Origin of the sequence: Streptomyces sp. NPDC014764, assembly GCF_043082785.1 — a bacterium.
Taxonomy (GTDB): domain Bacteria; phylum Actinomycetota; class Actinomycetes; order Streptomycetales; family Streptomycetaceae; genus Streptomyces; species Streptomyces althioticus.
Map to the genome: position 1 here is coordinate 40,982 of NZ_JBIBXY010000015.1, position 23,741 is coordinate 64,722.

At 71.7% G+C, this 23,741-nt stretch carries 19 protein-coding genes; 17 read left to right on the plus strand and 2 right to left on the minus strand.

Annotation, left to right across the window (positions count from 1 at the left end; all coding sequences use genetic code 11):
• The first annotated feature begins 48 nt into the window (after window positions 1-48).
• The 3 genes from smc to ftsY all read left to right on the plus strand — a co-directional run bounded on the left by smc (window position 49) and on the right by ftsY (window position 6,851).
• A complete protein-coding gene (gene smc, locus ACF1AG_RS27310; protein ID WP_391810540.1) occupies window positions 49-3,657 on the plus strand; it encodes a chromosome segregation protein SMC in 3,609 nt (1,202 codons plus the stop codon).
• A 205-nt stretch (window positions 3,658-3,862) separates the two neighbouring features.
• Complete coding sequence (locus ACF1AG_RS27315; RefSeq protein WP_359605962.1) at window positions 3,863-5,281, plus strand: sugar porter family MFS transporter; 1,419 nt, start codon at window positions 3,863-3,865, stop codon at window positions 5,279-5,281.
• A gap of 367 nt (window positions 5,282-5,648) precedes the next feature.
• Window positions 5,649-6,851, plus strand: a complete 1,203-nt coding sequence (gene ftsY / locus ACF1AG_RS27320; RefSeq protein ID WP_359750165.1) for a signal recognition particle-docking protein FtsY — start codon at window positions 5,649-5,651, stop codon at window positions 6,849-6,851.
• A gap of 173 nt (window positions 6,852-7,024) precedes the next feature.
• On the opposite strand, the gene ACF1AG_RS27325 is transcribed toward ftsY, so the two are convergent.
• Window positions 7,025-7,690, minus strand: a complete 666-nt coding sequence (locus ACF1AG_RS27325) for a bifunctional DNA primase/polymerase (protein ID WP_359605958.1) — start codon at window positions 7,688-7,690, stop codon at window positions 7,025-7,027.
• Between the two features lie 447 nt (window positions 7,691-8,137).
• Between ACF1AG_RS27325 and ACF1AG_RS27330 the strand changes: the two genes are divergently transcribed.
• From ACF1AG_RS27330 to ffh, 5 genes are all read left to right on the plus strand, one after another.
• Window positions 8,138-9,634, plus strand: a complete 1,497-nt coding sequence (locus ACF1AG_RS27330) for a hypothetical protein (protein ID WP_359605956.1) — start codon at window positions 8,138-8,140, stop codon at window positions 9,632-9,634.
• Between the two features lie 347 nt (window positions 9,635-9,981).
• The gene (locus ACF1AG_RS27335) at window positions 9,982-11,322 is read left to right on the plus strand and encodes an ammonium transporter (protein ID WP_359605954.1); all 1,341 of its coding nucleotides are present in this window, start codon (window positions 9,982-9,984) and stop codon (window positions 11,320-11,322) included.
• Entirely contained in the window at window positions 11,319-11,657 is a 339-nt protein-coding gene (locus tag ACF1AG_RS27340; RefSeq protein ID WP_006130453.1) for a P-II family nitrogen regulator, read from the plus strand. The genes ACF1AG_RS27335 and ACF1AG_RS27340 overlap by 4 nt, the downstream gene beginning before the upstream one ends.
• A gap of 44 nt (window positions 11,658-11,701) precedes the next feature.
• Window positions 11,702-14,182, plus strand: coding sequence for a [protein-PII] uridylyltransferase (locus ACF1AG_RS27345; protein WP_387798507.1), 2,481 nt, complete (start codon window positions 11,702-11,704; stop codon window positions 14,180-14,182).
• Window positions 14,183-14,348: 166 nt separating this feature from the next.
• A complete protein-coding gene (ffh, locus tag ACF1AG_RS27350; RefSeq protein WP_359750159.1) occupies window positions 14,349-15,899 on the plus strand; it encodes a signal recognition particle protein in 1,551 nt (516 codons plus the stop codon).
• A gap of 77 nt (window positions 15,900-15,976) precedes the next feature.
• Here the strand turns inward: ffh and ACF1AG_RS27355 are convergent, their stop codons facing one another.
• The gene (locus ACF1AG_RS27355; protein ID WP_391810541.1) at window positions 15,977-16,831 is read right to left on the minus strand and encodes a methyltransferase domain-containing protein; all 855 of its coding nucleotides are present in this window, start codon (window positions 16,829-16,831) and stop codon (window positions 15,977-15,979) included.
• A gap of 588 nt (window positions 16,832-17,419) precedes the next feature.
• Here ACF1AG_RS27355 and ACF1AG_RS27360 point away from each other — a divergent pair.
• The 9 genes from ACF1AG_RS27360 to lepB (ACF1AG_RS27400) all read left to right on the plus strand — a co-directional run bounded on the left by ACF1AG_RS27360 (window position 17,420) and on the right by lepB (ACF1AG_RS27400) (window position 23,684).
• Window positions 17,420-18,016 carry a hypothetical protein gene (locus ACF1AG_RS27360; protein ID WP_033275912.1) on the plus strand — a complete coding sequence of 199 codons (597 nt, stop codon included), beginning with the start codon at window positions 17,420-17,422 and terminating at the stop codon, window positions 18,014-18,016.
• A 283-nt stretch (window positions 18,017-18,299) separates the two neighbouring features.
• Entirely contained in the window at window positions 18,300-18,728 is a 429-nt protein-coding gene (rpsP, locus tag ACF1AG_RS27365; RefSeq protein WP_359601525.1) for a 30S ribosomal protein S16, read from the plus strand.
• Window positions 18,729-18,730: 2 nt separating this feature from the next.
• A complete protein-coding gene (locus ACF1AG_RS27370; RefSeq protein ID WP_003973401.1) occupies window positions 18,731-18,970 on the plus strand; it encodes an RNA-binding protein in 240 nt (79 codons plus the stop codon).
• A 107-nt stretch (window positions 18,971-19,077) separates the two neighbouring features.
• Complete coding sequence (rimM, locus tag ACF1AG_RS27375; RefSeq protein WP_359601526.1) at window positions 19,078-19,635, plus strand: ribosome maturation factor RimM; 558 nt, start codon at window positions 19,078-19,080, stop codon at window positions 19,633-19,635.
• Window positions 19,632-20,465 carry a tRNA (guanosine(37)-N1)-methyltransferase TrmD gene (gene trmD, locus ACF1AG_RS27380; protein WP_359750151.1) on the plus strand — a complete coding sequence of 278 codons (834 nt, stop codon included), beginning with the start codon at window positions 19,632-19,634 and terminating at the stop codon, window positions 20,463-20,465. The genes rimM and trmD overlap by 4 nt, the downstream gene beginning before the upstream one ends.
• Window positions 20,466-20,595: 130 nt before the next feature.
• Window positions 20,596-20,946: a 50S ribosomal protein L19 gene (rplS, locus tag ACF1AG_RS27385; protein ID WP_359601528.1), complete on the plus strand. Its 351-nt coding sequence runs from the start codon at window positions 20,596-20,598 to the stop codon at window positions 20,944-20,946.
• Window positions 20,947-20,991: 45 nt separating this feature from the next.
• The gene (gene lepB, locus ACF1AG_RS27390; RefSeq protein ID WP_391810542.1) at window positions 20,992-21,735 is read left to right on the plus strand and encodes a signal peptidase I; all 744 of its coding nucleotides are present in this window, start codon (window positions 20,992-20,994) and stop codon (window positions 21,733-21,735) included.
• Window positions 21,728-22,828, plus strand: coding sequence for a signal peptidase I (lepB, locus tag ACF1AG_RS27395; RefSeq protein ID WP_359601530.1), 1,101 nt, complete (start codon window positions 21,728-21,730; stop codon window positions 22,826-22,828). The genes lepB (ACF1AG_RS27390) and lepB (ACF1AG_RS27395) overlap by 8 nt, the downstream gene beginning before the upstream one ends.
• Entirely contained in the window at window positions 22,725-23,684 is a 960-nt protein-coding gene (lepB, locus tag ACF1AG_RS27400) for a signal peptidase I (protein WP_387798501.1), read from the plus strand. Before lepB (ACF1AG_RS27395) ends, lepB (ACF1AG_RS27400) begins: the two co-directional genes overlap by 104 nt.
• The last annotated feature ends 57 nt before the right edge of the window (window positions 23,685-23,741 follow it).

The following is a 23,741-nucleotide window of genomic DNA, read 5'->3' on the forward strand; positions in this document are numbered from 1 at the left end:
CCGCGCGCTCATGGAGTGAGACATGCCCGCCGGGTAGAGTCCGACGGCGTGCACCTCAAGGCCCTGACGCTCCGCGGCTTCAAGTCGTTCGCCTCGGCGACCACGCTCCGGTTCGAACCGGGCATCACGTGCGTCGTCGGTCCGAACGGCTCGGGCAAGTCCAACGTGGTGGACGCGCTCAGCTGGGTCATGGGCGAGCAGGGCGCCAAGTCGCTGCGCGGCGGCAAGATGGAGGACGTCATCTTCGCCGGCACCACCGGCCGCCCGCCGCTCGGCCGCGCCGAGGTGTCCCTGACCATCGACAACTCCGACGGGGCCCTCCCCATCGAGTACGCCGAGGTCACCATCACGCGGATCATGTTCCGCAACGGCGGCAGCGAATACCAGATCAACGGCGACACCTGCCGCCTCCTGGACATCCAGGAACTGCTCTCCGACTCCGGCATCGGCCGCGAGATGCACGTCATCGTCGGCCAGGGCCAGCTCGACTCCGTCCTGCACGCCGACCCCATGGGCCGCCGCGCCTTCATCGAGGAGGCGGCCGGCGTCCTCAAGCACCGCAAGCGCAAGGAGAAGGCGCTGCGCAAGCTGGACGCGATGCAGGCGAACCTCGCGCGCGTCCAGGACCTCACCGACGAACTCCGCCGCCAGCTTAAGCCGCTCGGCCGCCAGGCCGCGGTCGCCCGCCGCGCCGCCGTCATCCAGGCCGACCTGCGCGACGCCCGCCTGCGCCTCCTCGCCGACGACCTCGTCAAGCTGCGCGAGGCGCTCCAGGCCGAGATCGCCGACGAGACCGCCCTCAAACAGCGCAAGGAGGCGGCCGAGGCCGAGCTGAAGAAGGCCCTCCAGCGCGAGGCGCTCCTGGAGGACGAGGTCCGCCGCCTCACCCCGCGCCTCCACAGCGCCCAGCAGACCTGGTACGAGCTCTCCCAGCTCGCCGAACGCGTGCGCGGCACCACCTCGCTGGCCGACGCGCGCGTGAAGAGCGCCACCTCCGCGCCCCCCGAGGAGCGGCGCGGCCGGGACCCCGAGGACATGGAGCGCGAGGCCGCCCGCATCCGCGAGCAGGAGGCCGAACTGGAGGCCGCGCTCGAGGCGGCCGAACGCGCGCTGGAGGACACCGTCGCCCACCGCGCCGAACTGGAACGCGAACTCGCCCAGGAGGAACGGCGCCTCAAGGACGTCGCCCGAGCCATCGCCGACCGGCGCGAAGGGCTCGCCCGGCTCAAGGGCCAGGTCGGTGCCGCCCGCTCGCGTGCCGCCGCCGCCCAGGCCGAGATCGAACGCCTCGCCGCCGCCCGTGACGAGGCACAGCAGCGCGCCGTGGCCGCCCAGGAGGAGTACGAGGCCCTGCAGGCGGAGGTCGACGGCCTCGACGCGGGCGACGCGGAACTCGCCGAGCGGCACGAGGAGGCCAGGCGCGGGCTCGCCGAGGCCGAGGCGGCCCTCACCGCCGCGCGCGAGGCGGCCACCGCCGCGGAACGGAAACGCGCCGCGACCCAGGCACGCCACGAGGCGCTGGCGCTCGGCCTGCGCCGCAAGGACGGAACCGGCGCACTGCTCGGCGCGACGGACAGCCTCACCGGGCTGCTGGGCCCGGCCGCGGAACTGCTGACGGTCACGCCCGGCTACGAGGTACCGCTCGGCGCCGCGTTCGGCGCGGCGGCCGACGCCCTCGCGGTGGCCTCCCCGTCCGCCGCGGCCGACGCGATCCGGCTCCTGCGCAAACAGGACGCGGGCCGGGCCGCTCTCCTGGTCACGGGTCCGTCTCCCGACACGACGGGCGAAACACCCTCCAGGGGTGCGGGGAACGGCGCGCCCAGCCACGAAGCACCCGCCGGCCCCTCCTCCGGAACCCCCCTCCCCGCGGAGCGCCTGGTCAGCGGCCCCGACGACCTCATGCCGGCCGTACGACGGCTCCTGCACGACATCGTCGTCGTCGCCACTCTCGAGGACGCCGAGGAACTCGTATACGCCCGGCCCGGCCTCACCGCCGTCACTGCCGAGGGCGACCTGCTCGGCGCCCACTTCGCGCACGGAGGCTCGGCCGGCGCCCCCAGCCTGCTGGAGGTGCAGGCGTCCGTCGACGAGGCCGCCGCCGAGCTGGAGGAGCTCGAGGTGCGCTGCGAGGAACTGGCCGGGGCGCAGGAGGCCGCGGCCGCCCGGCGCCGGGAGTGCGCGGCTCTCGTCGAGGAACTGGGGGAGCGGCGCCGGGCCGCCGACCGGGAGAAGTCCGCCGTGGCCCAGCAGCTCGGCCGCCTCGCCGGACAGGCACGCGGTGCCGCCGGAGAGGCCGAACGCGCAGGGGCCGCCGCCGAACGCGCGCAGGAGGCTCTGGACAAGGCGCTCGCCGAGGTGGAGGAGCTGGCCGAGCGGCTCGAGGTGGCCGAGGAGATGCCGTTCGAGGAGGAGCCCGACACCTCCGTGCGCGACCGGCTCGCCGCCGACGGAGCCAACGCCCGCCAGACCGAGATGGAGGCCCGCCTCCAGGCTCGTACGCACGAGGAGCGGGTGAAAGGGCTGGCCGGGAGGGCCGACTCCCTGGACCGGGCCGCCCGCGCGGAACGCGAGGCACGCGCGCGTGCGGAACAGCGCAGGGCCCGGCTGCGGCACGAGGCTGAGGTCGCCGCCGCCGTCGCTGCGGGCGCCCGCCAGCTGCTGGCGCACGTCGAGGTGTCCCTCACCCGCGCCGCCGAGGAGCGCACCGCCGCCGAGGCCGCCAAGGCCCGCCGCGAGGAGGAACTCGCCCGTGCCCGCACCGAGGGACGCGATCTCAAGGCGGAACTCGACAAGTTGACGGATTCGGTTCACCGAGGCGAGGTACTAGGAGCGGAGAAGCGGCTGCGGATGGAGCAGCTGGAGGCGAAGGCGCTGGAGGAACTGGGTGTCGAACCGGCCGGGCTGGTGGCGGAGTACGGGCCGCACCAGCCGGTGCCGCCCTCGCCCCCCGCCGAGGGCGAACAGCTGCCGGAGGACCCGGAGCACCCGCGCAACCAGCCCCGTCCCTTCGTACGGGCCGAGCAGGAGAAGCGACTGAAGGCCGCCGAGCGCGCCTACCAGCAGCTCGGCAAGGTCAACCCGCTCGCCCTGGAGGAGTTCGCGGCGCTGGAGGAACGCCACCAGTTCCTCAGTGAGCAGCTGGAGGACCTGAAGAAGACCCGCGCGGACCTGCTCCAGGTCGTCAAGGAGGTCGACGAACGCGTCGAGCAGGTCTTCACCGAGGCCTACCGGGACACGGCCCGGGAGTTCGAAGGCGTCTTCTCCCGGCTCTTCCCGGGGGGCGAGGGGCGTCTGGTGCTGACCGACCCCGACAACATGCTCACCACGGGCGTGGACGTCGAGGCGCGTCCGCCGGGCAAGAAGGTCAAGCGGCTGTCGCTGCTGTCGGGCGGCGAGCGGTCGCTGACCGCGGTGGCCCTGCTCGTGTCGATCTTCAAGGCGCGGCCCAGCCCGTTCTACGTGATGGACGAGGTCGAGGCCGCCCTCGACGACACCAACCTCCAGCGGCTGATCCGGATCATGCAGGAGCTGCAGGAGGCCTCGCAGCTGATCGTGATCACGCATCAGAAGCGCACCATGGAGGTCGCCGACGCGCTGTACGGCGTCTCCATGCAGGGCGACGGCGTGTCCAAGGTCATCAGTCAGCGTCTCCGCTGAAGCGGCTCAAACTCTTCAAGATGTGAACCATTGGTGGGTTCCACCTCGGCTCTCGCGTCTAATAACTCACAGCCGAGGACCTATTGACTTCAAAAGTTGAAGACATAGTCTCTGCAATGTTGTTTTTACCTTCAGGTGCCTACGGCGGAAACCTTGAAGGGCTGACCCCCACCCGGCGATGTTGCCGGTGGCCCGAGGAGTACACGTGACCAGCAGTGCGCAGGCACAAGCGTCAGGAGCCAGGACGGCTCACCCCGAACATCTCGGGCATGTCATCTTCATCACCGCTGCCGCCGCCATGGGCGGTTTCCTCTTCGGCTACGACAGCTCCGTGATCAACGGCGCCGTCGAAGCGATCCGCGACCGCTACGACGTCGGCTCCGCCGCGCTCGCCCAGGTCATCGCCATCGCGCTGATCGGCTGTGCCATCGGCGCCGCCACCGCCGGCCGGATAGCCGACCGCATCGGACGCATCCGCTGCATGCAGATCGCCGCGGTCCTCTTCACGGTCAGCGCCGTCGGCTCCGCGCTGCCCTTCGCACTGTGGGACCTCGCCTTCTGGCGGGTCGTCGGCGGCTTCGCCATCGGCATGGCCTCCGTCATCGGCCCGGCCTACATCGCCGAGGTCGCCCCGCCCGCCTACCGCGGCCGGCTCGGCTCGTTCCAGCAGGCCGCGATCGTCATCGGCATCGCCGTCTCCCAGCTCGTCAACTGGGGCATCCTGAACGCGGCCGACGGCGACCAGCGCGGTGAGCTGATGGGCCTGGAGGCCTGGCAGGTCATGCTCGGCGTCATGGTGATCCCGGCCGTCCTCTACGGCCTGCTGTCCTTCGCCATCCCCGAGTCGCCCCGCTACCTGATCTCCGTCGGCAAGCACGAGCGCGCCCGCCGGATCCTCTCCGAGGTCGAGGGCAGCGAGGTCGACCTCGACGCCCGCGTCGCCGAGATCGAGACCGGCATGCACCGCGAGGAGAAGTCCAGCTTCAAGGACCTGCTCGGCGGCAGCTTCTTCTTCAAGCCGATCGTCTGGGTCGGTATCGGCCTGTCGGTGTTCCAGCAGTTCGTCGGCATCAACGTCGCGTTCTACTACTCCGCCACGCTGTGGCAGTCGGTCGGCGTCGACCCGTCGGACTCGTTCTTCTACTCGTTCACCACGTCGATCATCAACATCGTCGGCACCGTCATCGCGATGATCTTCGTCGACCGCGTCGGCCGTCGGCCGCTGGCCATCATCGGCTCCGTCGGCATGGTGATCGGTCTCGCGCTCGAGGCCTGGGCGTTCTCCTCGAACCTCGTCGACGGCCAGCTGCCCGCCACGCAGGGCTGGGTGGCCCTGATCGCGGCCCACGTCTTCGTCCTCTTCTTCGCCATGTCGTGGGGCGTGGTCGTGTGGGTCATGCTCGGCGAGATGTTCCCGAACCGGATCCGGGCGGCGGCGCTCGGCGTGGCCGCGGCGGCGCAGTGGATCGCCAACTGGGCGATCACCGCGAGCTTCCCGTCGCTGGCGGACTGGAACCTGTCCTTCACGTACGTGATCTACACGGTGTTCGCGGCGCTGTCGATTCCGTTCGTGTTGAAGTTCGTGAAGGAGACGAAGGGCAAGCGGTTGGAGGAGATGGGCTGAGGCCCCTCTGCCCCCTGTGACCCGAGGGGTGGGGTCACCTCCCCGCTGCCCTGCCCCTCGTGTGCGCGCCCCACCCGTCCCGGTTCGGATGCGTCCGAGCCGGGGCGGTGGCGTCTGTGCGTCTGTGCTTTTGTGCGGGTGGGTGGGGGGCGAGCGCGGCTCCCCGTGCCCGTGGAGGCGGTGTGGCGGTGGAGTCGTACCGTGCGGCGTCGCTTGGGCTGGTCGCGCAGTTCCCCGCGCCCCTGAGGCGTTGCCCGGTGCGGTGGTGTCGAGGTCGCGCGCGTGGTTCCCGCGTTCCTGAGGCGCTTCGGACGGCGCGCGTCTGTATGGGGGGCGTGGGGGGAGCATGGCTGATACTGGACGGGTTATGGACATCGTCATCCTTGCTGTAGTCATCGCCGTGGTCGTGCTCGGCGCGCTCGGCGGGCTGATCGTCGGGAGCCGGCGCAAGAAGCCGCTGCCCCCGCCGCCGCCCTCCGCGCCCGACATCACCGCCCCGCCGGCCGAGCCGCACGTCGGCGAAGAGGCCGAGACGCCGCGGGAGGAACCGCGGCGCACCATCGAGGAGGTTGATCTTCCGGCGGGCGCCGGTCCCGTCGTCATCGAGGAACCGCCCGCCGCCGAGGCTCCCGAGATCGAGATCCCGGAGCCCACCGCCGGCCGTCTGGTCCGGCTGCGCGCCCGGCTGTCCCGGTCGCAGAACGCCCTGGGCAAGGGCCTGCTCACCCTGCTGTCCCGCGAGCACCTCGACGAGGACACCTGGGAGGAGATCGAGGACACCCTGCTCACCGCCGACGTCGGCGTCCAGCCCACCCAGGAGCTCGTCGAGCGGCTGCGCGAGCGGGTCAAGGTGCTCGGCACCCGCACCCCCGGGGAGCTGCGCACGCTGCTCCGCGAGGAGCTGATCACGCTGGTCGGTCCCCAGATGGACCGCACCGTGCACACCGAGAACCCCGACGGCGGCCCCGGCGTCGTCATGGTCGTCGGCGTCAACGGCACCGGCAAGACCACCACCACCGGCAAGCTCGCCCGTGTGCTGGTCGCGGACGGCAACACCGTCGTCCTCGGCGCCGCGGACACCTTCCGCGCCGCCGCGGCCGACCAGCTGCAGACCTGGGGCGAGCGGGTCGGCGCCCACATCGTGCGCGGTCCGGAGGGCGGCGACCCCGCCTCCGTCGCGTTCGACGCGGTCAAGGAGGGCAAGGAGATGAGCGCCGGCGCGGTGCTCATCGACACCGCCGGCCGGCTGCACACCAAGACGGGCCTCATGGACGAACTCGGCAAGGTGAAGCGGGTCGTGGAGAAGCAGGCCCCGCTGGACGAGGTGCTGCTGGTGCTCGACGCCACCACCGGCCAGAACGGTCTGGTGCAGGCGCGGGTCTTCGCCGAGGTCGTGGACATCACCGGGATCGTGCTCACCAAGCTCGACGGCACCGCCAAGGGCGGCATCGTCGTCGCCGTCCAGCGTGAGCTGGGCGTCCCGGTCAAGCTGATCGGTCTCGGCGAGGGCGCGGACGACCTGGCGCCGTTCGAGCCCGAGGCCTTCGTGGACGCCCTCCTCGGGGAGTGACCCCGGAGCCGTCCGGCCCCGTACACGCGGAAGCGCCCGCCCTCCAGAGCGATCGGGGGACGGGCGCTTCGCCGTGCCGGGAGGGAGCGGGTGCGCGAGCGGGAGGGGCAGGCGGGTGTCGGAGGGGACAGGCGCGTGAGTCGGAGGGGGCAGGCGCGCGAGCGGGAGGGACGTCAGGCGCCCGAGCGGTGCGCCACGTACGCCAGCGTGCCGAGCAGGAGCCGGGCCTCGGGCGGACGGGAGGCGGAGTCCAGGGCGGGGGAGCGCAGCCAGCGCACCGGGCCGAGGCCGGCGCGGTCCGACGGCGGCGCCGTGATGTGCGTCCCGCGTCCCAGGCCGCGCAGGTCGAGGGAGCCCGGGTCGTCCCAGCCCATGCGGTACAGCAGGTCCGGCAGGGCAGCCGCGGCGCCCGGGGCGACGAAGAACTGGGCCCGGCCGTCCGGGGTGGCGGCGACCGGCCCGACCGGCAGGCCCATCCGCTCCAGCCGCGCCAGGGCGTGACACCCGGCGGGCTCAGCCACCTCGACCACGTCGAAGGCCTGCCCCACGGGCAGCATCACCGAGGCGCCCGGGAACTCCGACCAGAGCGCGGTCGCTTCGTCCAGCGGCGCGCCCGCGCGGATCACCGGGGCGTGCTCCAAGGGATGGGCGCCCGGCGCCCGGCAGCCCGCGCGGCCGCAGGAGCAGGACCCGGCGACGGCGCGCACGCCCGGCACCACGTCCCAGCCCCACAGTCCCGTGTACTCCGCCACGACCGTGCCGTCCGAGGAGCGGCCGCGCCGCCGCGAGCCGGACCGGATGTCACGGATGCCCCGGCTGATACCGATCGTGAAGCCCATGCCCCCTCCAACGGGTCCGGCGTTCCGGTGGTTACGTAACGGACGCAGAGTGTGACTCTCCGTTTCCGGCTTCCCGGTACGACCTGCGGCAACCAGCGCCTCGATGCGCACGGGGTGGTGCGGCGGGTGTCACGCGCCCCGGAGTGCATCGCTACACCCGCTCTTGTCTGTCCTGTGTCAAGTCAATCGCGGGACGGCGACGGTGCGTTCATTCGAAGGGGTGGCGAATGGTGGCGATTGTGGTTCCGCCATGGTGGGACGGGTGATCATAGGGTTACTGTGTGTGCACGGCTTGGATGGGGCACATGCACTCGTGGGTATGCCGGAGGCAACTCGGCTTTCCGTTCGAAGGGTGGCAACCGCCGGACGGGCGGCCCCAACTACCGGCATTCTGATAGGGCTTGGCGCACTCAGCGACAAGTGGTCTTCAGGGATGGGGGCGTTCCAGTGAGCGGCAACGGCGGTGGCGGGACGAGTTCTGCGAGTGCGGAGAAGCGCCCGAACGAGCTGCTCACCTCATGGTTCGTCCGCAGCGGTTGGTCAAAGGGTGAGCTTGCCCGCCAAGTGAACCGCAGAGCCCGCCAGTTGGGCGCCAACCACATCTCCACCGACACCTCCCGGGTGCGCCGCTGGCTGGACGGGGAGAACCCGCGCGAGCCGATCCCGCGCATCCTCTCCGAGCTGTTCTCCGAGCGTTTCGGTGTCGTCGTCTCCGTGGAGGACCTGGGCCTGCGCACCACACGCCCGGCGCCCTCCGCGACCGGCGTGGACCTTCCCTGGACGGGCCCGCAGACCGTGGCCCTGCTCAGCGAGTTCTCGCGCAGCGACCTCATGCTGGCGCGGCGCGGCTTCCTCGGGAGCTCGCTGGCCCTCTCCGCGGGCCCGTCCCTCATCGAGCCCATGCAGCGCTGGCTCGTCCCCTCCCCGTCCACCCCGCTGCCCAGGCCCGAACCGGACGTCGCCCCCTCCTCGGCGCGCGCCCGCGGCCGGCTCTCCAAGCCGGAGCTGGACCTGCTCGAGACCACCACCGTGATGTTCCGGCAGTGGGACGCCCAGTGCGGCGGCGGACTGCGCCGCAAGGCCGTCGTCGGCCAGCTCCACGAGGTCACCGACCTCCTCCAGGAACCCCAGCCCGACGCCACCACCAAGCGGCTGTTCAAGGTCGCCGCCGAGCTCGCCGAACTGGCCGGCTGGATGTCGTACGACGTGGGTCTTCAGCCCACCGCGCAGAAGTACTTCGTGCTCGCCCTGCACGCCGCCAAGGAGGCCGGCGACCGGCCCCTCGGCTCCTACGTCCTCTCCAACATGAGCCGCCAGATGATCCACCTCGGCCGCCCCGAGGACGCCCTGGAGCTCATCCACCTCGCCCAGTACGGCAGCCGCGACTGCGCGAGCCCTCGCGTCCAGTCCATGCTGTATGCGATGGAGGCCCGCGCCTACGCCAACATGGGCCAGCCCGGCCGCTGCAAGCGCGCCGTCCGCATGGCCGAGGACACCTTCGCCGAGGCCGGCGAGTGGGACGAGCCGGACCCCGACTGGATCCGCTTCTTCTCCGAGGCCGAGCTGTACGCGGAGAACAGCCACTCCTTCCGCGACCTCGCCTACGTCGCGGGCCGCAGCCCCACCTACGCCTCGCTCGCCGAGCCGCTGATGAAGCGGGCCGTCGAGCTGTTCGGCCAGGAGGGCGGCGAGCACCAGCGCTCCTACGCACTCAACCTGATCGGCATGGCCACGGTCCACCTGCTCCAGCGCGAGGCCGAGCAGAGCACGGTTCTCGCCACCGAGGCCATCAAGGCCGCCAAGAAGGTCCGTTCCGAGCGCGTCAACACTCGTATCCGAAAGACCGTCGACACCGCCGTACGCGACTTCGGTGAGCTCGCCGAGGTCGTCGAACTCACCGAGCGGCTCGCGGTCGAGCTGCCCGAGACCGCCCAGGCGGTCTGAACAACCGAGCAACCCTGGACCCCGGCCGCGGCCGGCCCTCCCGAACTGCCCGACTCGGCTCCCCCATGCCAGTCATTCGGAAGGCCGACCGCGGCCGGTCGTGTGTCTCCCCGGCCGCGGCTCACCGCCGTGCACCGAAGATTGCGCCACGATAACGATCGGCGCGCCCCGGATCCGGCGGTTCACCGACCCGTAACACGCCGGGTGCCTTCGTCACGGCGGCGAAACAACGAGGGGCTTCCACCGAAACGGCGCTGCGCCAATCTTCATGGCGCATAACCGGCCCACCCCTCAATCCGCTCAAGGCTTCGCCCGCACGGGGCCGTACCAACGACGAGGAGACGCCGATGGCACAAGCCATCACCCTGGCAGCAGACGCGCCCACGCTGTCCGCCGCCAACACAGGGTTCATGCTCATCTGTTCCGCTCTGGTGATGCTCATGACGCCCGGCCTGGCCTTCTTCTACGGAGGCATGGTCCGGGTCAAGAGCACGCTGAACATGCTGATGATGAGCTTCATCAGCCTGGGCATCGTCACCATCCTCTGGGTGCTCTACGGATTCTCCGTCGCGTTCGGCGACGACAAGGGCAGCCTCGTCGGCTGGAACTCCGACTGGGTGGGCCTGAGCAACATCGGCCTGACGGAACTGTGGGGCAGCACCACCATCCCGCTGTTCGTCTTCGCCGCCTTCCAGCTGATGTTCGCGATCCTCACGCCCGCCCTGATCAGCGGCGCGCTCGCGGACCGCGTGAAGTTCAGCGCCTGGGCCCTGTTCATCACCCTTTGGGTCACCGTCGTCTACTTCCCGGTCGCGCACTGGGTGTGGGGCGAGGGCGGCTGGGCCTTCGACCTCGGCGTCATCGACTTCGCCGGCGGTACCGCCGTGCACATCAACGCCGGTGCGGCCGCCCTCGGTGTGATCCTGGTGATCGGCAAGCGCATCGGCTTCAAGAAGGACCCGATGCGTCCGCACAGCCTCCCGCTGGTCATGCTCGGCGCCGGTCTGCTGTGGTTCGGCTGGTTCGGATTCAACGCCGGCTCGTGGCTCGGCAACGACGACGGCGTCGGCGCGCTGATGTTCGTCAACACCCAGGTCGCCACCGGTGCCGCGGTCGTCGGCTGGCTCGCCTACGAGAAGATCCGCCACGGCGCGTTCACCACCCTGGGCGCCGCCTCCGGCGCGGTCTCCGGCCTGGTCGCCATCACCCCGGCGGGCGGCGCGGTCTCCCCGCTCGGCGCCATCGCGGTCGGCATCATCGCCGGTGTCCTGTGCGCCATGGCGGTCGGCCTCAAGTACAAGTTCGGCTACGACGACTCCCTCGACGTCGTCGGCGTCCACCTCGTCGGCGGCATCATCGGCTCCCTGCTCATCGGCTTCCTCGCCACCGGCAAGGGCCAGTCCGACGTCGCGGGCCTCTTCTACGGCGGCGGCCTCGACCAGTTCTGGAAGCAGTGCGCCGGTGTCCTGGGCGTCCTCGCCTACTCCTTCGTCGCCTCCGCGGTCCTGGCCCTCCTGATCCACAAGACCATCGGTATGCGAGTCTCCGAGGACGAGGAAGTGGCCGGCATCGACCAGGCCGAGCACGCCGAGACCGCATACGACTTCAGCGGCGCCGGCGGCGGCGCGGCCCGCACCGCAGCCGGCACCCCCGTCGCCCCGGCCGAGAGCAAGAAGGTGGACGCATGAAGCTCATCACCGCCGTCGTGAAGCCGCACCGGCTCGACGAGATCAAGGAGGCCCTCCAGGCCTTCGGAGTGCACGGTCTGACCGTCACCGAGGCCAGCGGCTACGGCCGTCAGCGCGGCCACACCGAGGTCTACCGCGGCGCCGAGTACACCGTCGACCTGGTGCCGAAGGTCCGCATCGAGGTCCTCGTCGAGGACGACGACGCCGAACAGCTCGTCGACGTCGTCGTCAAGGCGGCCCGCACCGGCAAGATCGGCGACGGCAAGGTGTGGACGATCCCCGTCGAGACGGCCGTACGGGTCCGGACCGGCGAGCGCGGCCCGGACGCGCTCTGACAACAGACCGACCGAACAGGAGTCGCCGGGTGACGAGGACTGACATGCACCACCAGGCAGAGGACTCGGGACCCGGCGGCTACGCGGCGGCCCGGCTGCGCCTTCTCAACGAGAAGGCGCGGTCCGGGCCGCCGCGCCGTTCCGCGCTCGCCGGCCTCACCGACGAATGGCTCGCCGGCCTCTTCGCGGCCGGCGCCCCCGGAGCACGCGGGATCTCCCTGGTCGCCGTCGGCGGCTACGGGCGCGCGGAACTCTCCCCGCGCAGCGACCTCGATCTGCTGCTGCTCCACGACGGCAGCGACCCCGAGACCGTGTCGAAGCTCGCCGACCGTCTCTGGTACCCGGTGTGGGACCTCGGCCTCGCCCTCGACCACTCCGTCCGCACCCCGGCGGAGGCCCGCAGGACCGCAGGGGAGGACCTCAAGGTCCAGCTCGGCCTGCTGGACGCCCGGCACGTCGCAGGCGACCTCGGCCTCACCACCGCCCTGCGCACCACCGTCCTCGCCGACTGGCGCAACCAGGCACCCAAGCGGCTGCCCGCCCTGCGGGAGCTGTGCGAGGAGCGCGCCGCACGCCAGGGCGAACTGCAGTACCTCCTCGAGCCCGACCTCAAGGAGGCCCGCGGCGGACTGCGCGACGCCACCGCCCTGCGCGCGGTGGCCGCGTCCTGGCTCGCCGACGCCCCCCGCGAAGGGCTCGCCGAGGCCCGCAGCAGCCTCCTCGACGTGCGCGACGCCCTGCACCTGACCACCGGACGCGCCACCGACCGGCTCGCCCTCCAGGAACAGGACCAGGTCGCCGCCGAGCTCGGCCTCCTCGACGCCGACGCCCTGCTCCGCCAGGTCTACGAGGCCGCCCGCGTCATCGCCTACGCCGGCGACGTCACCTGGCGCGAGGTCGGCCGCGTCCTGCGTTCCCGCTCGGTGCGGCCCCGGCTGCGCAAACTGGCAAGGGAGCGAAGCGACTTCATCAGAAGGGCGGTGGCGGGCGACGGGAGGGCGCTGGGCGGCGGGAAACCGGCCCCCGAACGCTCGCCGCTCGCCGAAGGGGTCGTCGAACAGGACGGCGAAGTGGTGCTCGCCCGCGCCGCGCGCCCCGACCGCGACCCCGTGCTCCCGCTCCGCGCCGCGGCCGCCGCCGCCCAGGCCGGACTCCCCCTCAACCTGCACGCCGTACGCCGCATGGCCGCCGGCGCCCGCGCCCTCCCGTCACCCTGGCCCGCCGAGGCCCGTCAGCAGCTCCTCACCCTGCTCGGCTCCGGGCGGCCCACCGTCGACGTGTGGGAGGCGCTGGAGGCCGAGGGGCTGATCAGCCTGCTGCTCCCCGACTGGGACCGGGTGCGCTGCCGTCCGCAGCGCAACGCCGTCCACCTGTGGACCGTCGACCGGCACCTCATCGAGACCGCCGTGCGCGCCTCCGCGTTCACCCGCCGGGTCAGCCGCCCCGACCTGCTGCTCATCGCCGCCCTGCTGCACGACATCGGCAAGGGCTGGCCCGGCGACCACTCGGTGGCCGGCGAGGTCATCGCCCGGGACGTGGCGGCCCGCATCGGCTTCGACGCGGACGACGTCACCGTGATCGCCACCCTCGTACGCCACCACCTGCTGCTCGTGGAGACCGCCACCCGGCGCGACCTCGACGACCCCGCCACCGTGCGCTCCGTCGCCGAGGCCGTCGGCTCCCCGGGCACGCTGGAGCTGCTGCACGCCCTCACCGAGGCGGACGCCCTCGCCACCGGACCGGCGGCCTGGTCCTCGTGGCGCGCCTCACTCGTCGCCGACCTGGTCAAGCGGGTCGCCGCCGTGCTCGCGGGCCAGGCCCCGCCCGACCCGGAAGAGGCCGCGCCCACCGCGCAGCACGAGCGGCTCGCCCTGGAGGCCGTCGCCATCGGCGCGCCCGTGCTGTCCCTGAGGGCGCAGACCGAACCGCCCGCCGAGCCATCCGACGACCCGGAACCGCTCGGCGTGGAACTGCTGATCGCCGTGCCCGACCAGGCGGGCGTGCTGCCCGCGGTGGCCGGCGTGCTCGCCGTGCACCGGCTGACCGTGCGCACGGCCGAACTGCGCTCGCTGGATCTCCCGGACGGCGTCGACGGCTCCGTGCTGCTGCTGGACTGGCGGGTCGCCGCCGAGTACGGCTCGCTTCCGCAGGCCGCCCGGCTCCGCGCCGACCTGGTCCGAGCCCTGGACGGCAGCCTGGACATCTCCGGCCGCCTCGCCGAACGGGACGCCGCGTACCCGAGGCGCCGCGGGGTGGTCGCCCCGCCCCCGCGGGTGACGGTCGCCCCGGCCGCGTCCCGGCACGCCACGGTCATCGAGGTCCGCGCACAGGACGCACCCGGCCTGCTGTTCCGCATCGGCCGGGCGCTGGAGGACACCGCCGTACGGGTGCGCAGTGCGCATGTGAGCACGCTGGGGGCGAACGCGGTGGACGTCTTCTACGTGACGCAGGAGCAGGGCGTGCCCTTGCCCGCTGAGGAGGCGGTGGCCGTGGCACGGAAACTGGAGGAGACGCTGCGGGGGTGACCACACCCGCAGCGAGGTGACCGCACCCTGTGCCGCACGGGAGCGTGTGCGGCACGGGGCCCCGCCCCGGCCACCGGCCACGGCGGGCGGGGGCGATTTGCTTGCGGGGCCGGATACCCTGGAGGGCAGCCCAGTTCCGCCCCCGACCTCGAGGACCGACGCCACCGTGTTCGATACCCTCTCCGACCGCCTCAGCGCGACTTTCAAAAACCTCCGCGGCAAAGGCAGGTTGTCCGAGGCGGACATCGACGCCACGGCGCGTGAGATCCGCATCGCCCTCCTCGAGGCCGACGTGGCCCTGCCCGTCGTCCGCTCGTTCATCAAGAACGTCAAGGAGCGTGCGCTCGGCTCCGAGGTCTCCAAGGCGCTGAACCCTGCCCAGCAGGTTCTCAAGATCGTCAACGACGAGCTCGTCCAGATCCTCGGCGGCGAGACCCGCCGCCTCCGCTTCGCCAAGCAGCCCCCGACCGTGATCATGCTCGCGGGTCTGCAGGGTGCCGGTAAGACCACCCTCGCGGGCAAGCTCGGCAAGTGGCTCAAGGACCAGGGCCACTCCCCGCTGCTCGTCGCCGCCGACCTCCAGCGCCCCAACGCCGTCAACCAGCTCAGCGTCGTCGCCGAGCGGGCGGGCGTCGCCGTCTACGCGCCCGAGCCGGGCAACGGCGTGGGCGACCCGGTGAAGGTCGCCAAGGACTCCATCGAGCACGCCCGCGCCAAGGTGCACGACATCGTGATCGTGGACACCGCCGGCCGCCTGGGCATCGACCAGGAGCTGATGCAGCAGGCCGCGGACATCCGTGACGCGGTCTCGCCCGACGAGATCCTCTTCGTCGTCGACGCGATGATCGGCCAGGACGCGGTCAACACCGCCGAGGCCTTCCGCGACGGCGTCGGCTTCGACGGCGTGGTGCTGTCCAAGCTCGACGGCGACGCGCGCGGTGGTGCCGCCCTGTCGATCCGGCAGGTCACCGGCAAGCCGATCATGTTCGCGTCCAACGGTGAGAAGCTCGACGACTTCGACGCCTTCCACCCGGACCGGATGGCCTCCCGCATCCTCGACATGGGTGACCTGCTCACCCTGATCGAGCAGGCGGAGAAGACGTTCAGCCAGGAAGAGGCCGAGCGGATGGCCTCCAAGCTGGCGTCGAAGAAGGGCCAGGACTTCACCCTGGACGACTTCCTCGCCCAGATGGAGCAGGTCCGCAAGATGGGCTCCATCTCCAAGCTGCTCGGCATGCTCCCGGGCATGGGCCAGATCAAGGACCAGATCAACAACCTGGACGAGCGGGACGTCGACCGCACCGCCGCGATCATCAAGTCGATGACGCCCGGCGAGCGCCAGGACCCGACGGTCATCAACGGCTCGCGCCGCGCCCGTATCGCCAAGGGCTCCGGTGTCGACGTCAGCGCGGTGAAGAACCTGGTCGAGCGGTTCTTCGAGGCGCGCAAGATGATGTCCCGCATGGCGCAGGGCGGCGGCATGCCGGGGATGCCCGGGATGCCGGGCATGGGCGGCGGTCCCGGCCGCGGCAAGAAGAAGCAGAAGCAGGCCAAGGGCAAGCAGCGCTCCGGCAACCCGATGAAGCGCAAGCAGCAGGAGCAGGAGGAGGCCGCGCGGCGCGCGGCGGCGGCCCAGGGCGGCAACGCCTTCGGTCTGCCGCAGCAGGGCGGCAAGGACTTCGAGCTGCCCGACGAGTTCAAGAAGTTCATGGGCTGAGGCCCGTGCACGAACGCCGCAGGGGCGCTCTCCTCGTCGGAGGAGGCGCCCCTGCGGCGTTCCGCGGGCCGTGCGTGTCAGGGCAGGCGCGCGACGAGGTACCGGAACACGTTCGGCATCCACACGGTGCCGTCCGCGCGCTGGTACGGGTGGAGGGCCTCGGTCAGTTCCTTGTCGACCTGCACCTGGTCGGTGGCGGTGATCGCCGGGTCGAACAGACCCGTCGACTTCAGACCCCGTACGGCGCTGTCGGCGTCCGCGTAACCGAAGGGGCAGGCCACCCGTCCCGAGCCGTCGGGCCGGAGTCCGGCGCGCTCGGCGACCCGCTCCAGGTCGTCGCGCTCGGTGGGGCGCCAGGCGTCCGCGCCGCGCAGCGGTTCCGCCAGCTTGGCGGCGACCCGCAGCACCGCGGAGGTGGTGCAGCGCTCCGGCGGGCCCCAGCCGGCCAGCACCACGGCCGCCCCGTGCCCGGCCAGCGGGAGTGCCTCCGCCAGCAGCTCGCCCAGCCCTTCCGCGTCGCCGGCGAGGCACCCGATCGGTTCGAAGGCGGTCACCACGGTGTACCCGGCGGCGTCCGCGGGGGCCGCCTCGGCGGGGGAGCCCCGCACGATCCGGGTGTGCGACCGCGTGCGGGTCTCCCGCTCGTCCGGCAGCAGCCGTTCCCGGGCGAGGGCGAGCCGGTCGGACGAAGTGTCCACACCGGTGACCGCCGCGCCGCGGGAGGCCGCCATCAGCAGGGCCAGTCCTGAACCGCAGCCGAGGCCCAGCAGCTGGGTCGCCGGGCCCACGTCGAGTCGCTCGTACACCGCTTCGTAGAGCGGTACGAGCATCCGCTCCTGGATCTCGGACCAGTCACGCGCGCGTGCCCGCAGGTCCACGCGCGGGGCCGCCCCCGTGTGTGACGGGTGCTGCCGCACGAGCGTAGGTGTCATAGGTAAGCGCCCCAATCAGCCGAGAGTTGCCGCAGTGCCTGTCTTCCTGGCCCCCGTGCAGTGCGCCCGCACACCCCCCGTATGCCAGGTAACTCCGCCCTCGACGTGTCGTCCAGTGGAAGGGGGCGGCCGTTTGGTAGTTGCTCGTGCCAGTGGCAAGAATTCACATTCCGGTAATCGGGGGCCGCCCGGTCCGTCACGGCGGGGACGGTCCGAGGAACGGTTCCGGCCATCGGCGGCGGGGGCGCCGGGGGCCGGGGGAGGGCCGGTTCGCGGTGGCGGGGGCGGACCCGGTAGGTTCTGCGGTCACGGCGTTCCGGGTGAACCGGACGCAGCCTTCCGCCGCGAGTGCGTCCGAAAGGGCTCTTGCGCGTCCGTGGGGCGCACGCGCACCGGCGCGTGCAGACCGGATACACGCGGGGGCGTACGTCAGCCTACGCACCACCTTGCGGTGAGCTGCGAGGCTTCTCCGCAGATCAGCGCACCCGTGCTCGTCAGGACGCATCAGTGCCAACTGACTGGTACGTGCAAATTATTTGGGATGCCCCGGAATCGGAACACTGAGGCCCCCCGGCTCGTTGTCATTACGTGAGCACGACACAGACACCACCTGTTCTCGCCGCAGAGCTGGCACAGGCGTGGGCCGACATTCAGCGGTACCACCCCGAACTGCCCGATCTTGCCGCGCCCGAGTCCCTGATCGGAGAGTCGTCGTCCGCGTGCGGGCACGAACTCTCCTTCGAGCGACTGCTGCACGAGGCAGTCCACGGCATCGCCGCCGCGCGCGGCGTGCGCGACACGTCCCGAGCCGGGCGGTATCACAACCGCAGGTTCCTGGCCATCGCCGAGGAGCTGGGCCTGGACCACCCCGAGGAGCCGCACCCGAGCAGCGGCTTCTCGCTGGTCACGCTCACCCCCGAGGCGAAGCGCCGGTACCGCCCGACGACGGAGCGGCTCCAGCGTGCCCTCAAGGCCCACACCGCGGCGACGGCGGGCGACACCGCCCGCAGCTTCCGCGGTCCGGCCGCGCGGCACGGTTCCTCCGGCGGCGGGGTGCGCGTGAAGGCGGTCTGCGACTGCGGCCGCAACGTGCGCGTCGTCCCGTCCGTGCTGGCGCAGGCGCCCATCGTCTGCGGCGGCTGCGGGAAGCCGTTCCGCATTCCGGAAGTCGTCGCGGCGAGCTGAGGCCCCGGCACCTCGTGGGTGCCGGGGCCTCGGCCCCGCCGGCCACCGGGCGCACCCGACGCGAAAAGCACCACGCGCCGGGTGCCGCTTCGTCGTGCCCACGCGCCCTCGCCCCGCGGCCGTCCGGCCCCTCGGGGTGTGGCACAATGGCTAGCTGTACTCGACAGCCGCACAGGACCCCTCTCTCCTCCGGCTGACGCGTCCATCGGGCACTCGGGTACCGCAACCCCACGCGGCTCTCTCGCCGTGCCCAACCACGTCAAATCCAGGAGAACCCACTCCCGTGGCAGTCAAGATCAAGCTGAAGCGTCTGGGCAAGATCCGTTCGCCTCACTACCGCATCGTCGTCGCCGACTCCCGTACCCGCCGTGACGGCCGGGCCATCGAGGAGATCGGCAAGTACCACCCGACGTACAACCCGTCGGTGATCGAGGTCGACGGCGACCGCGTGGCGTACTGGCTCTCCGTCGGCGCCCAGCCGACCGAGCCCGTGCTCGCCATCCTGAAGAAGACCGGCGACTGGCAGAAGTTCAAGGGCGAGCCCGCCCCGGCGCCTCTGCTCCAGCCGTCCGAGAAGCCCGCCCGCCCGTCCTTCGAGGCCATCGGCGGCGACGACGAGGGCAAGGGTGAGGCGATCACCCAGAAGAAGAAGGCTGAGAAGAAGGACGAGGCCGCCGCTGCGTCCTCATCGTCTGCGTCGACCGAGGCCTGAGCATGCTCGAGGAGGCTCTCGAGCACCTCGTGAAGGGCATCGTCGACAACCCTGACGATGTGCAGGTCGCCTCGCGCAACCTGCGCCGCGGTCGCGTGCTCGAGGTCCGGGTCCACCCGGACGACCTCGGCAAGGTGATCGGCCGCAACGGCCGCACCGCACGCGCGCTGCGCACCGTCGTGGGCGCCATCGGCGGCCGCGGCGTCCGGGTCGACCTCGTCGACGTGGACCACGTCCGCTGACGTCGTAAGCAGCACCGGCTCGGGCCGGGGAGGGCCACTGGGCCGTCCCCGGCCCGCAGTCGTATACGCAGTCATGCCGCAGGCACACGACAGGAGAAACGAACACCGTGCAGCTGGTAGTCGCGCGCATCGGCCGCGCCCACGGGATCAAGGGCGAGGTCACCGTCGAGGTCCGCACCGACGAGCCGGAGCTGAGGCTCGGCCCCGGCGCCGTGCTGGCCACCGACCCGGCCTCCGCCGGGCCGCTCACCATCGCGAGCGGCCGGGTGCACAGCGGCCGTCTGCTGCTGCGCTTCGAGGGCGTCCACGACCGCACCGGCGCCGAGGCGCTGCGCAACACCCTGCTGATCGCCGACGTCGACCCCGAGGAACTGCCCGAGGGCGACGACGAGTACTACGACCATCAGCTGATCGACCTGGACGTCGTCACCAAGGACGGCGAGGAGGTCGGCCGGATCACCGAGATCTCCCACCTGCCCACCCAGGATCTCTTCGTGGTCGAACGCCCGGACGGCACCGAGGTGTTCGTGCCGTTCGTCGAGAAGATCGTCACGGAGATCGACCTGGAGGAGCAGCGCGCGGTCATCGACCCGCCGCCCGGTCTGATCGACGACCGCGCCGAGGTCGCCTCCTCCCGCGACGCCGCCGGGGACGACGCCCGATGAGGCTCGACGTCGTCACGATCTTCCCCGAGTACCTCGACCCGCTGAACGTCTCCCTGGTCGGCAAGGCGCGCGCCCGCGGACAGCTCGGCGTGCACGTCCACGACCTGCGCGACTGGACGTACGACCGGCACAACACCGTCGACGACACCCCGTACGGCGGCGGTCCCGGCATGGTCATGAAGACCGAGCCCTGGGGGGACGCGCTGGACACGGTCCTGGCGGACGGCTACGAGCACGGCTCGCACGAGCCCGCGCTGATCGTCCCCACCCCCAGCGGCCGCCCCTTCACCCAGGAGCTCGCGGTCCATCTCTCCGAGCGGCCCTGGCTGATCTTCACCCCGGCCCGCTACGAGGGCATCGACCGCCGCGTCGTCGACGAGTACGCCACCCGCATGCCGGTGTACGAGGTGTCCATCGGCGACTACGTCCTGGCCGGCGGTGAGGCCGCGGTCCTGGTGATCACCGAGGCGGTGGCCCGGCTGCTCCCGGGCGTCCTCGGCAACGCGGAGTCGCACCGCGACGACTCCTTCGCGCCGGGCGCCATGGCGAACCTGCTGGAGGGCCCCGTCTACACCAAGCCTCCGGCCTGGCGCGGCCGGGAGATCCCGGACGTGCTGCTCAGCGGCCACCACGGGAAGATCGCCCGCTGGCGGCGCGACGAGGCGCTGCGGAGGACCACCGCGCACCGCCCCGACCTCATCGAGGGCTGCGACCCCAAGGCCTTCGACAAGAAGGACCGGGAGATGTTGTCCATCCTCGGCTGGGAACCGGTCCCCGACGGGGAGCCGAACGGCCGATTTTGGCGCAGGACCGGCGGCGTGGAAGAATAGGCCGCTGCTGTGCGCCGTCAGGCGAGCGCCCCTGCCGCAGGGGGAAACGACGCCCGCCCCGCACCGCGCAGCCCGATCCGTTACCTAGTGCCGTTGATGACCTGCGGCATCAGCGAAGAAAGCAGACACGATGTCTCACCTGCTCGACTCCGTCGACTCCGCGTCGCTCCGCAGCGACGTCCCGGACTTCCGCCCCGGCGACACCGTCAACGTCCACGTGCGCGTCATCGAGGGCAACCGCTCCCGTGTGCAGCAGTTCAAGGGCGTGGTGATCAGCCGCCAGGGTTCCGGCGTGCGCGAGACCTTCACGGTCCGCAAGGTCTCCTTCTCCGTCGGCGTCGAGCGCACCTTCCCGGTGCACACCCCGATCGTGGAGAAGATCGAGCTCGTCACCAAGGGTGACGTCCGCCGCGCCAAGCTGTACTACCTCCGTGACCTCCGCGGCAAGGCCGCGAAGATCAAGGAGAAGCGCGAGAACTGAGCGCTTTACCGGCGTCATATCGCGGCCGGATAGCATCTGGCGCCGATGGACACCGAAGCACAGCCGACGGAGCGCGACCGCTCCCTCCCCCCGGACCCCGAGGACCCCTCGGGCGCGCCGCGGCCGGAGGGGCGGTCGCGTTCCGCGTTGGCCTCGCGCTTCATGGACGGGCTGCCCGGCGGGCGGACGACCGTGACCCTGCTGCTCTGCCTGCTGTTCCTGCTGGCGGTCAACACGTTCGTGGCGCGGCCCTTCGAGATCCCGAGCGGATCGATGGAGAAGGGATTGAGGGTCGGGGACCGCGTTCTCGTAAACAAGTTGGCGTACACCTTCGGCGACGAACCGGCCCGCGGCGACGTGATTGTGTTCGACGGCACCGGGTATTTCGGTGACGCCGACTACATCAAACGGGTTGTCGGGGTGGGCGGGGACCATGTCGTCTGCTGCGACGGGGAGGGGAGGATCCGGGTGAACGGCCGGTCGGTCGACGAGTCGGGCTTCCTGTTCCCCGGCGACAGCCCTTCCACGGTGCGGTTCGACGTGGTCGTGCCCGAGGGGCGGCTCTTCGTCCTCGGGGACCACCGCGGCAGTTCCAGCGACTCGCGTGACCGTCTCGGGTCGCCCGGTGGCGGGATGGTGCCCGTCGAGAAGGTCGTCGGGCGCGCGGAGGGGGTCGTGTGGCCGTTCGGCCGCGCCGGCCGTCTGGAGCCGACGGACGCGTACGCGAACGTGCCGGCGGGGGAGGCATCGGCGCACGCGGCAGCTCCGACGGGAGGCGGCCATGGGTAACCGCGGCAAGCCCCGCGGCGTGCCGGAGAGCGCCGCCGAGAACCTGCTGCCCACCGGGTCCCGCCGGGCCGTCGCCCCGGGCTCCGGCCGCACCCGCGCCGAGCGCCGAAAGCTCCAGCGCAAGGTCAAGCGCCGCCGCAGGCGCAGCGCCGTCAAGGAGATCCCCCTCCTCATCGGCGTCGCCGTCCTGATCGCGCTGGTCCTGAAGACGTTCCTCGTGCAGGCGTTCGTCATCCCGTCCGGCTCCATGGAGCAGACGATCCGGATCGGCGACCGCGTCCTCGTCGACAAGCTCACCCCCTGGTTCGGGTCCGAGCCGCAGCGCGGTGACGTCGTCGTGTTCAAGGACCCCGGCGGCTGGCTCCGGGACGAGCGGACCACGGTGAAGAAGGAGGACCCGGTCGGCATCAAGCAGATCAAGGAGGGCCTCACCTTCATCGGTCTGCTGCCGTCGGAGAACGAGAAGGACCTGATCAAGCGGGTCGTCGGCGTCGGCGGCGACCGCGTCCAGTGCTGTGACACCCAGGGCCGCGTCACCGTCAACGGCGTCCCCCTGAACGAGGACTACCTCTACCCCGGCAACGCCCCCTCGCTGACGCCCTTCGACGTCACCGTGCCGGAGGGCCGCCTGTGGGTGATGGGCGACCACCGCGCCAACTCCGCGGACTCCCGCTCGCACCAGGACACCGACTACGGCGGCACCGTCTCCGAGGACGAGGTGGTGGGCCGTGCCATGGTCATCGCCTGGCCCCTCGGCCACTGGAACACCCTCGACGAGCCCACGACGTACGCCTCCGTGTCCGACTCGGCGCCCGGGTCGATCGCCGGGGCGCCGCCGTCGCATAGGGTTGCCCCGGACGATCCCGGCCAACGTGAAGAGATGGTCCAGCTCCCGAGCCCTGCGGAACTCCCGCTCGTTATGGGAGTGGTGGGCCTGCGTCGGGCATGGCGCGGGCGGCGGCAGAGAGTGAGGAGTCGGCGTGGGGGATGTGGCGGTAGGCGCACGGTCCGGTCAGGGGGGCGAGGAGCCCCGCGGACGCTCCGCGGGACCGGGCGACCCGGACGCGGGCCACGCCGCGTTCTCCGGGAGTGACGGGCGTGCGGTCGAGGACGGCGGAGTGAACGAGGACGGGACGCGGACCGACGGTCAGGGACCGGACGGCCCGGAGCATGGCCGGCCGAAGAAGCAGCAGCGCTCCTTCTGGAAGGAGCTGCCGATCCTCATCGGTATCGCCCTTGTCCTGGCGCTGCTGATCAAGACGTTCCTCGTCCAGGCGTTCTCGATCCCCTCCGACTCGATGCAGAACACCCTCCAGCGGGGGGACCGGGTCCTGGTCGACAAGCTGACCCCGTGGTTCGGCTCCGAGCCGGAGCGCGGCGAGGTCGTCGTCTTCCACGACCCCGACAACTGGCTGGCGGGCGAGCCGACCCCCGACCCCAACGCGCTGCAGAAGGCTCTCAGCTTCATCGGCCTGATGCCTTCCGCGGAGGAGAAGGACCTGATCAAGCGGGTCGTCGGCGTCGGCGGCGACACGGTCGAGTGCAAGGGCACCGGCCCGCTGACGGTCAACGGCAAGGCGCTCAACGAGCCCTACGTCTACCCGGGCAACACCCCGTGCAGCCAGGACGACCAGGGCGGCCAGTTCAAGGTGAAGGTCCCCGAGGGCCACATCTGGGTCATGGGCGACCACCGGCAGAACTCGCGGGACTCCCGCTACAACACGGCCGACAAGAACCAGGGCTTCGTCCCCGTCGACAAGGTCGTGGGCCGCGCCGTGGTCATCGCCTGGCCGATCAACCGCTGGACCAACCTGCCCGTCCCGGACACCTTCGACCAGCCCGGTCTGAACACCCGGGCGCAGGACGCTGCGGCCCTGACGGTCGCGCCTCCCGCGCTCGCGCTGGCCGGCGCGGTGCCGTTCGTGCTGTGGCGGCGCCGTCGCGCCTGAGCGCCGGCACCCGCGCCCGGAGAGGGAGGGCGCGGGGAGTGCTGACCCGCCCGGGTA

Bases quoted from the DNA above. Each gene is read 5' to 3' on its own strand.
- ftsY (WP_359750165.1), top strand. From the start codon at position 5,649: ATGGACATCGTCATCCTTGCTGTAGTCATCGCCGTGGTCGTGCTCGGC.
- ACF1AG_RS27325 (WP_359605958.1), bottom strand. From the start codon at position 7,690: ATGGGCTTCACGATCGGTATCAGCCGGGGCATCCGTGACATCCGGTCC.
- ACF1AG_RS27335 (WP_359605954.1), top strand. From the start codon at position 9,982: ATGGCACAAGCCATCACCCTGGCAGCAGACGCGCCCACGCTGTCCGCC.
- ACF1AG_RS27340 (WP_006130453.1), top strand. From the start codon at position 11,319: ATGAAGCTCATCACCGCCGTCGTGAAGCCGCACCGGCTCGACGAGATC.
- ACF1AG_RS27345 (WP_387798507.1), top strand. From the start codon at position 11,702: ATGCACCACCAGGCAGAGGACTCGGGACCCGGCGGCTACGCGGCGGCC.
- ACF1AG_RS27355 (WP_391810541.1), bottom strand. From the start codon at position 16,831: ATGACACCTACGCTCGTGCGGCAGCACCCGTCACACACGGGGGCGGCC.
- ACF1AG_RS27370 (WP_003973401.1), top strand. From the start codon at position 18,731: ATGCTCGAGGAGGCTCTCGAGCACCTCGTGAAGGGCATCGTCGACAAC.
- trmD (WP_359750151.1), top strand. From the start codon at position 19,632: ATGAGGCTCGACGTCGTCACGATCTTCCCCGAGTACCTCGACCCGCTG.
- rplS (WP_359601528.1), top strand. From the start codon at position 20,596: ATGTCTCACCTGCTCGACTCCGTCGACTCCGCGTCGCTCCGCAGCGAC.
- lepB (WP_391810542.1), top strand. From the start codon at position 20,992: ATGGACACCGAAGCACAGCCGACGGAGCGCGACCGCTCCCTCCCCCCG.
- lepB (WP_359601530.1), top strand. From the start codon at position 21,728: ATGGGTAACCGCGGCAAGCCCCGCGGCGTGCCGGAGAGCGCCGCCGAG.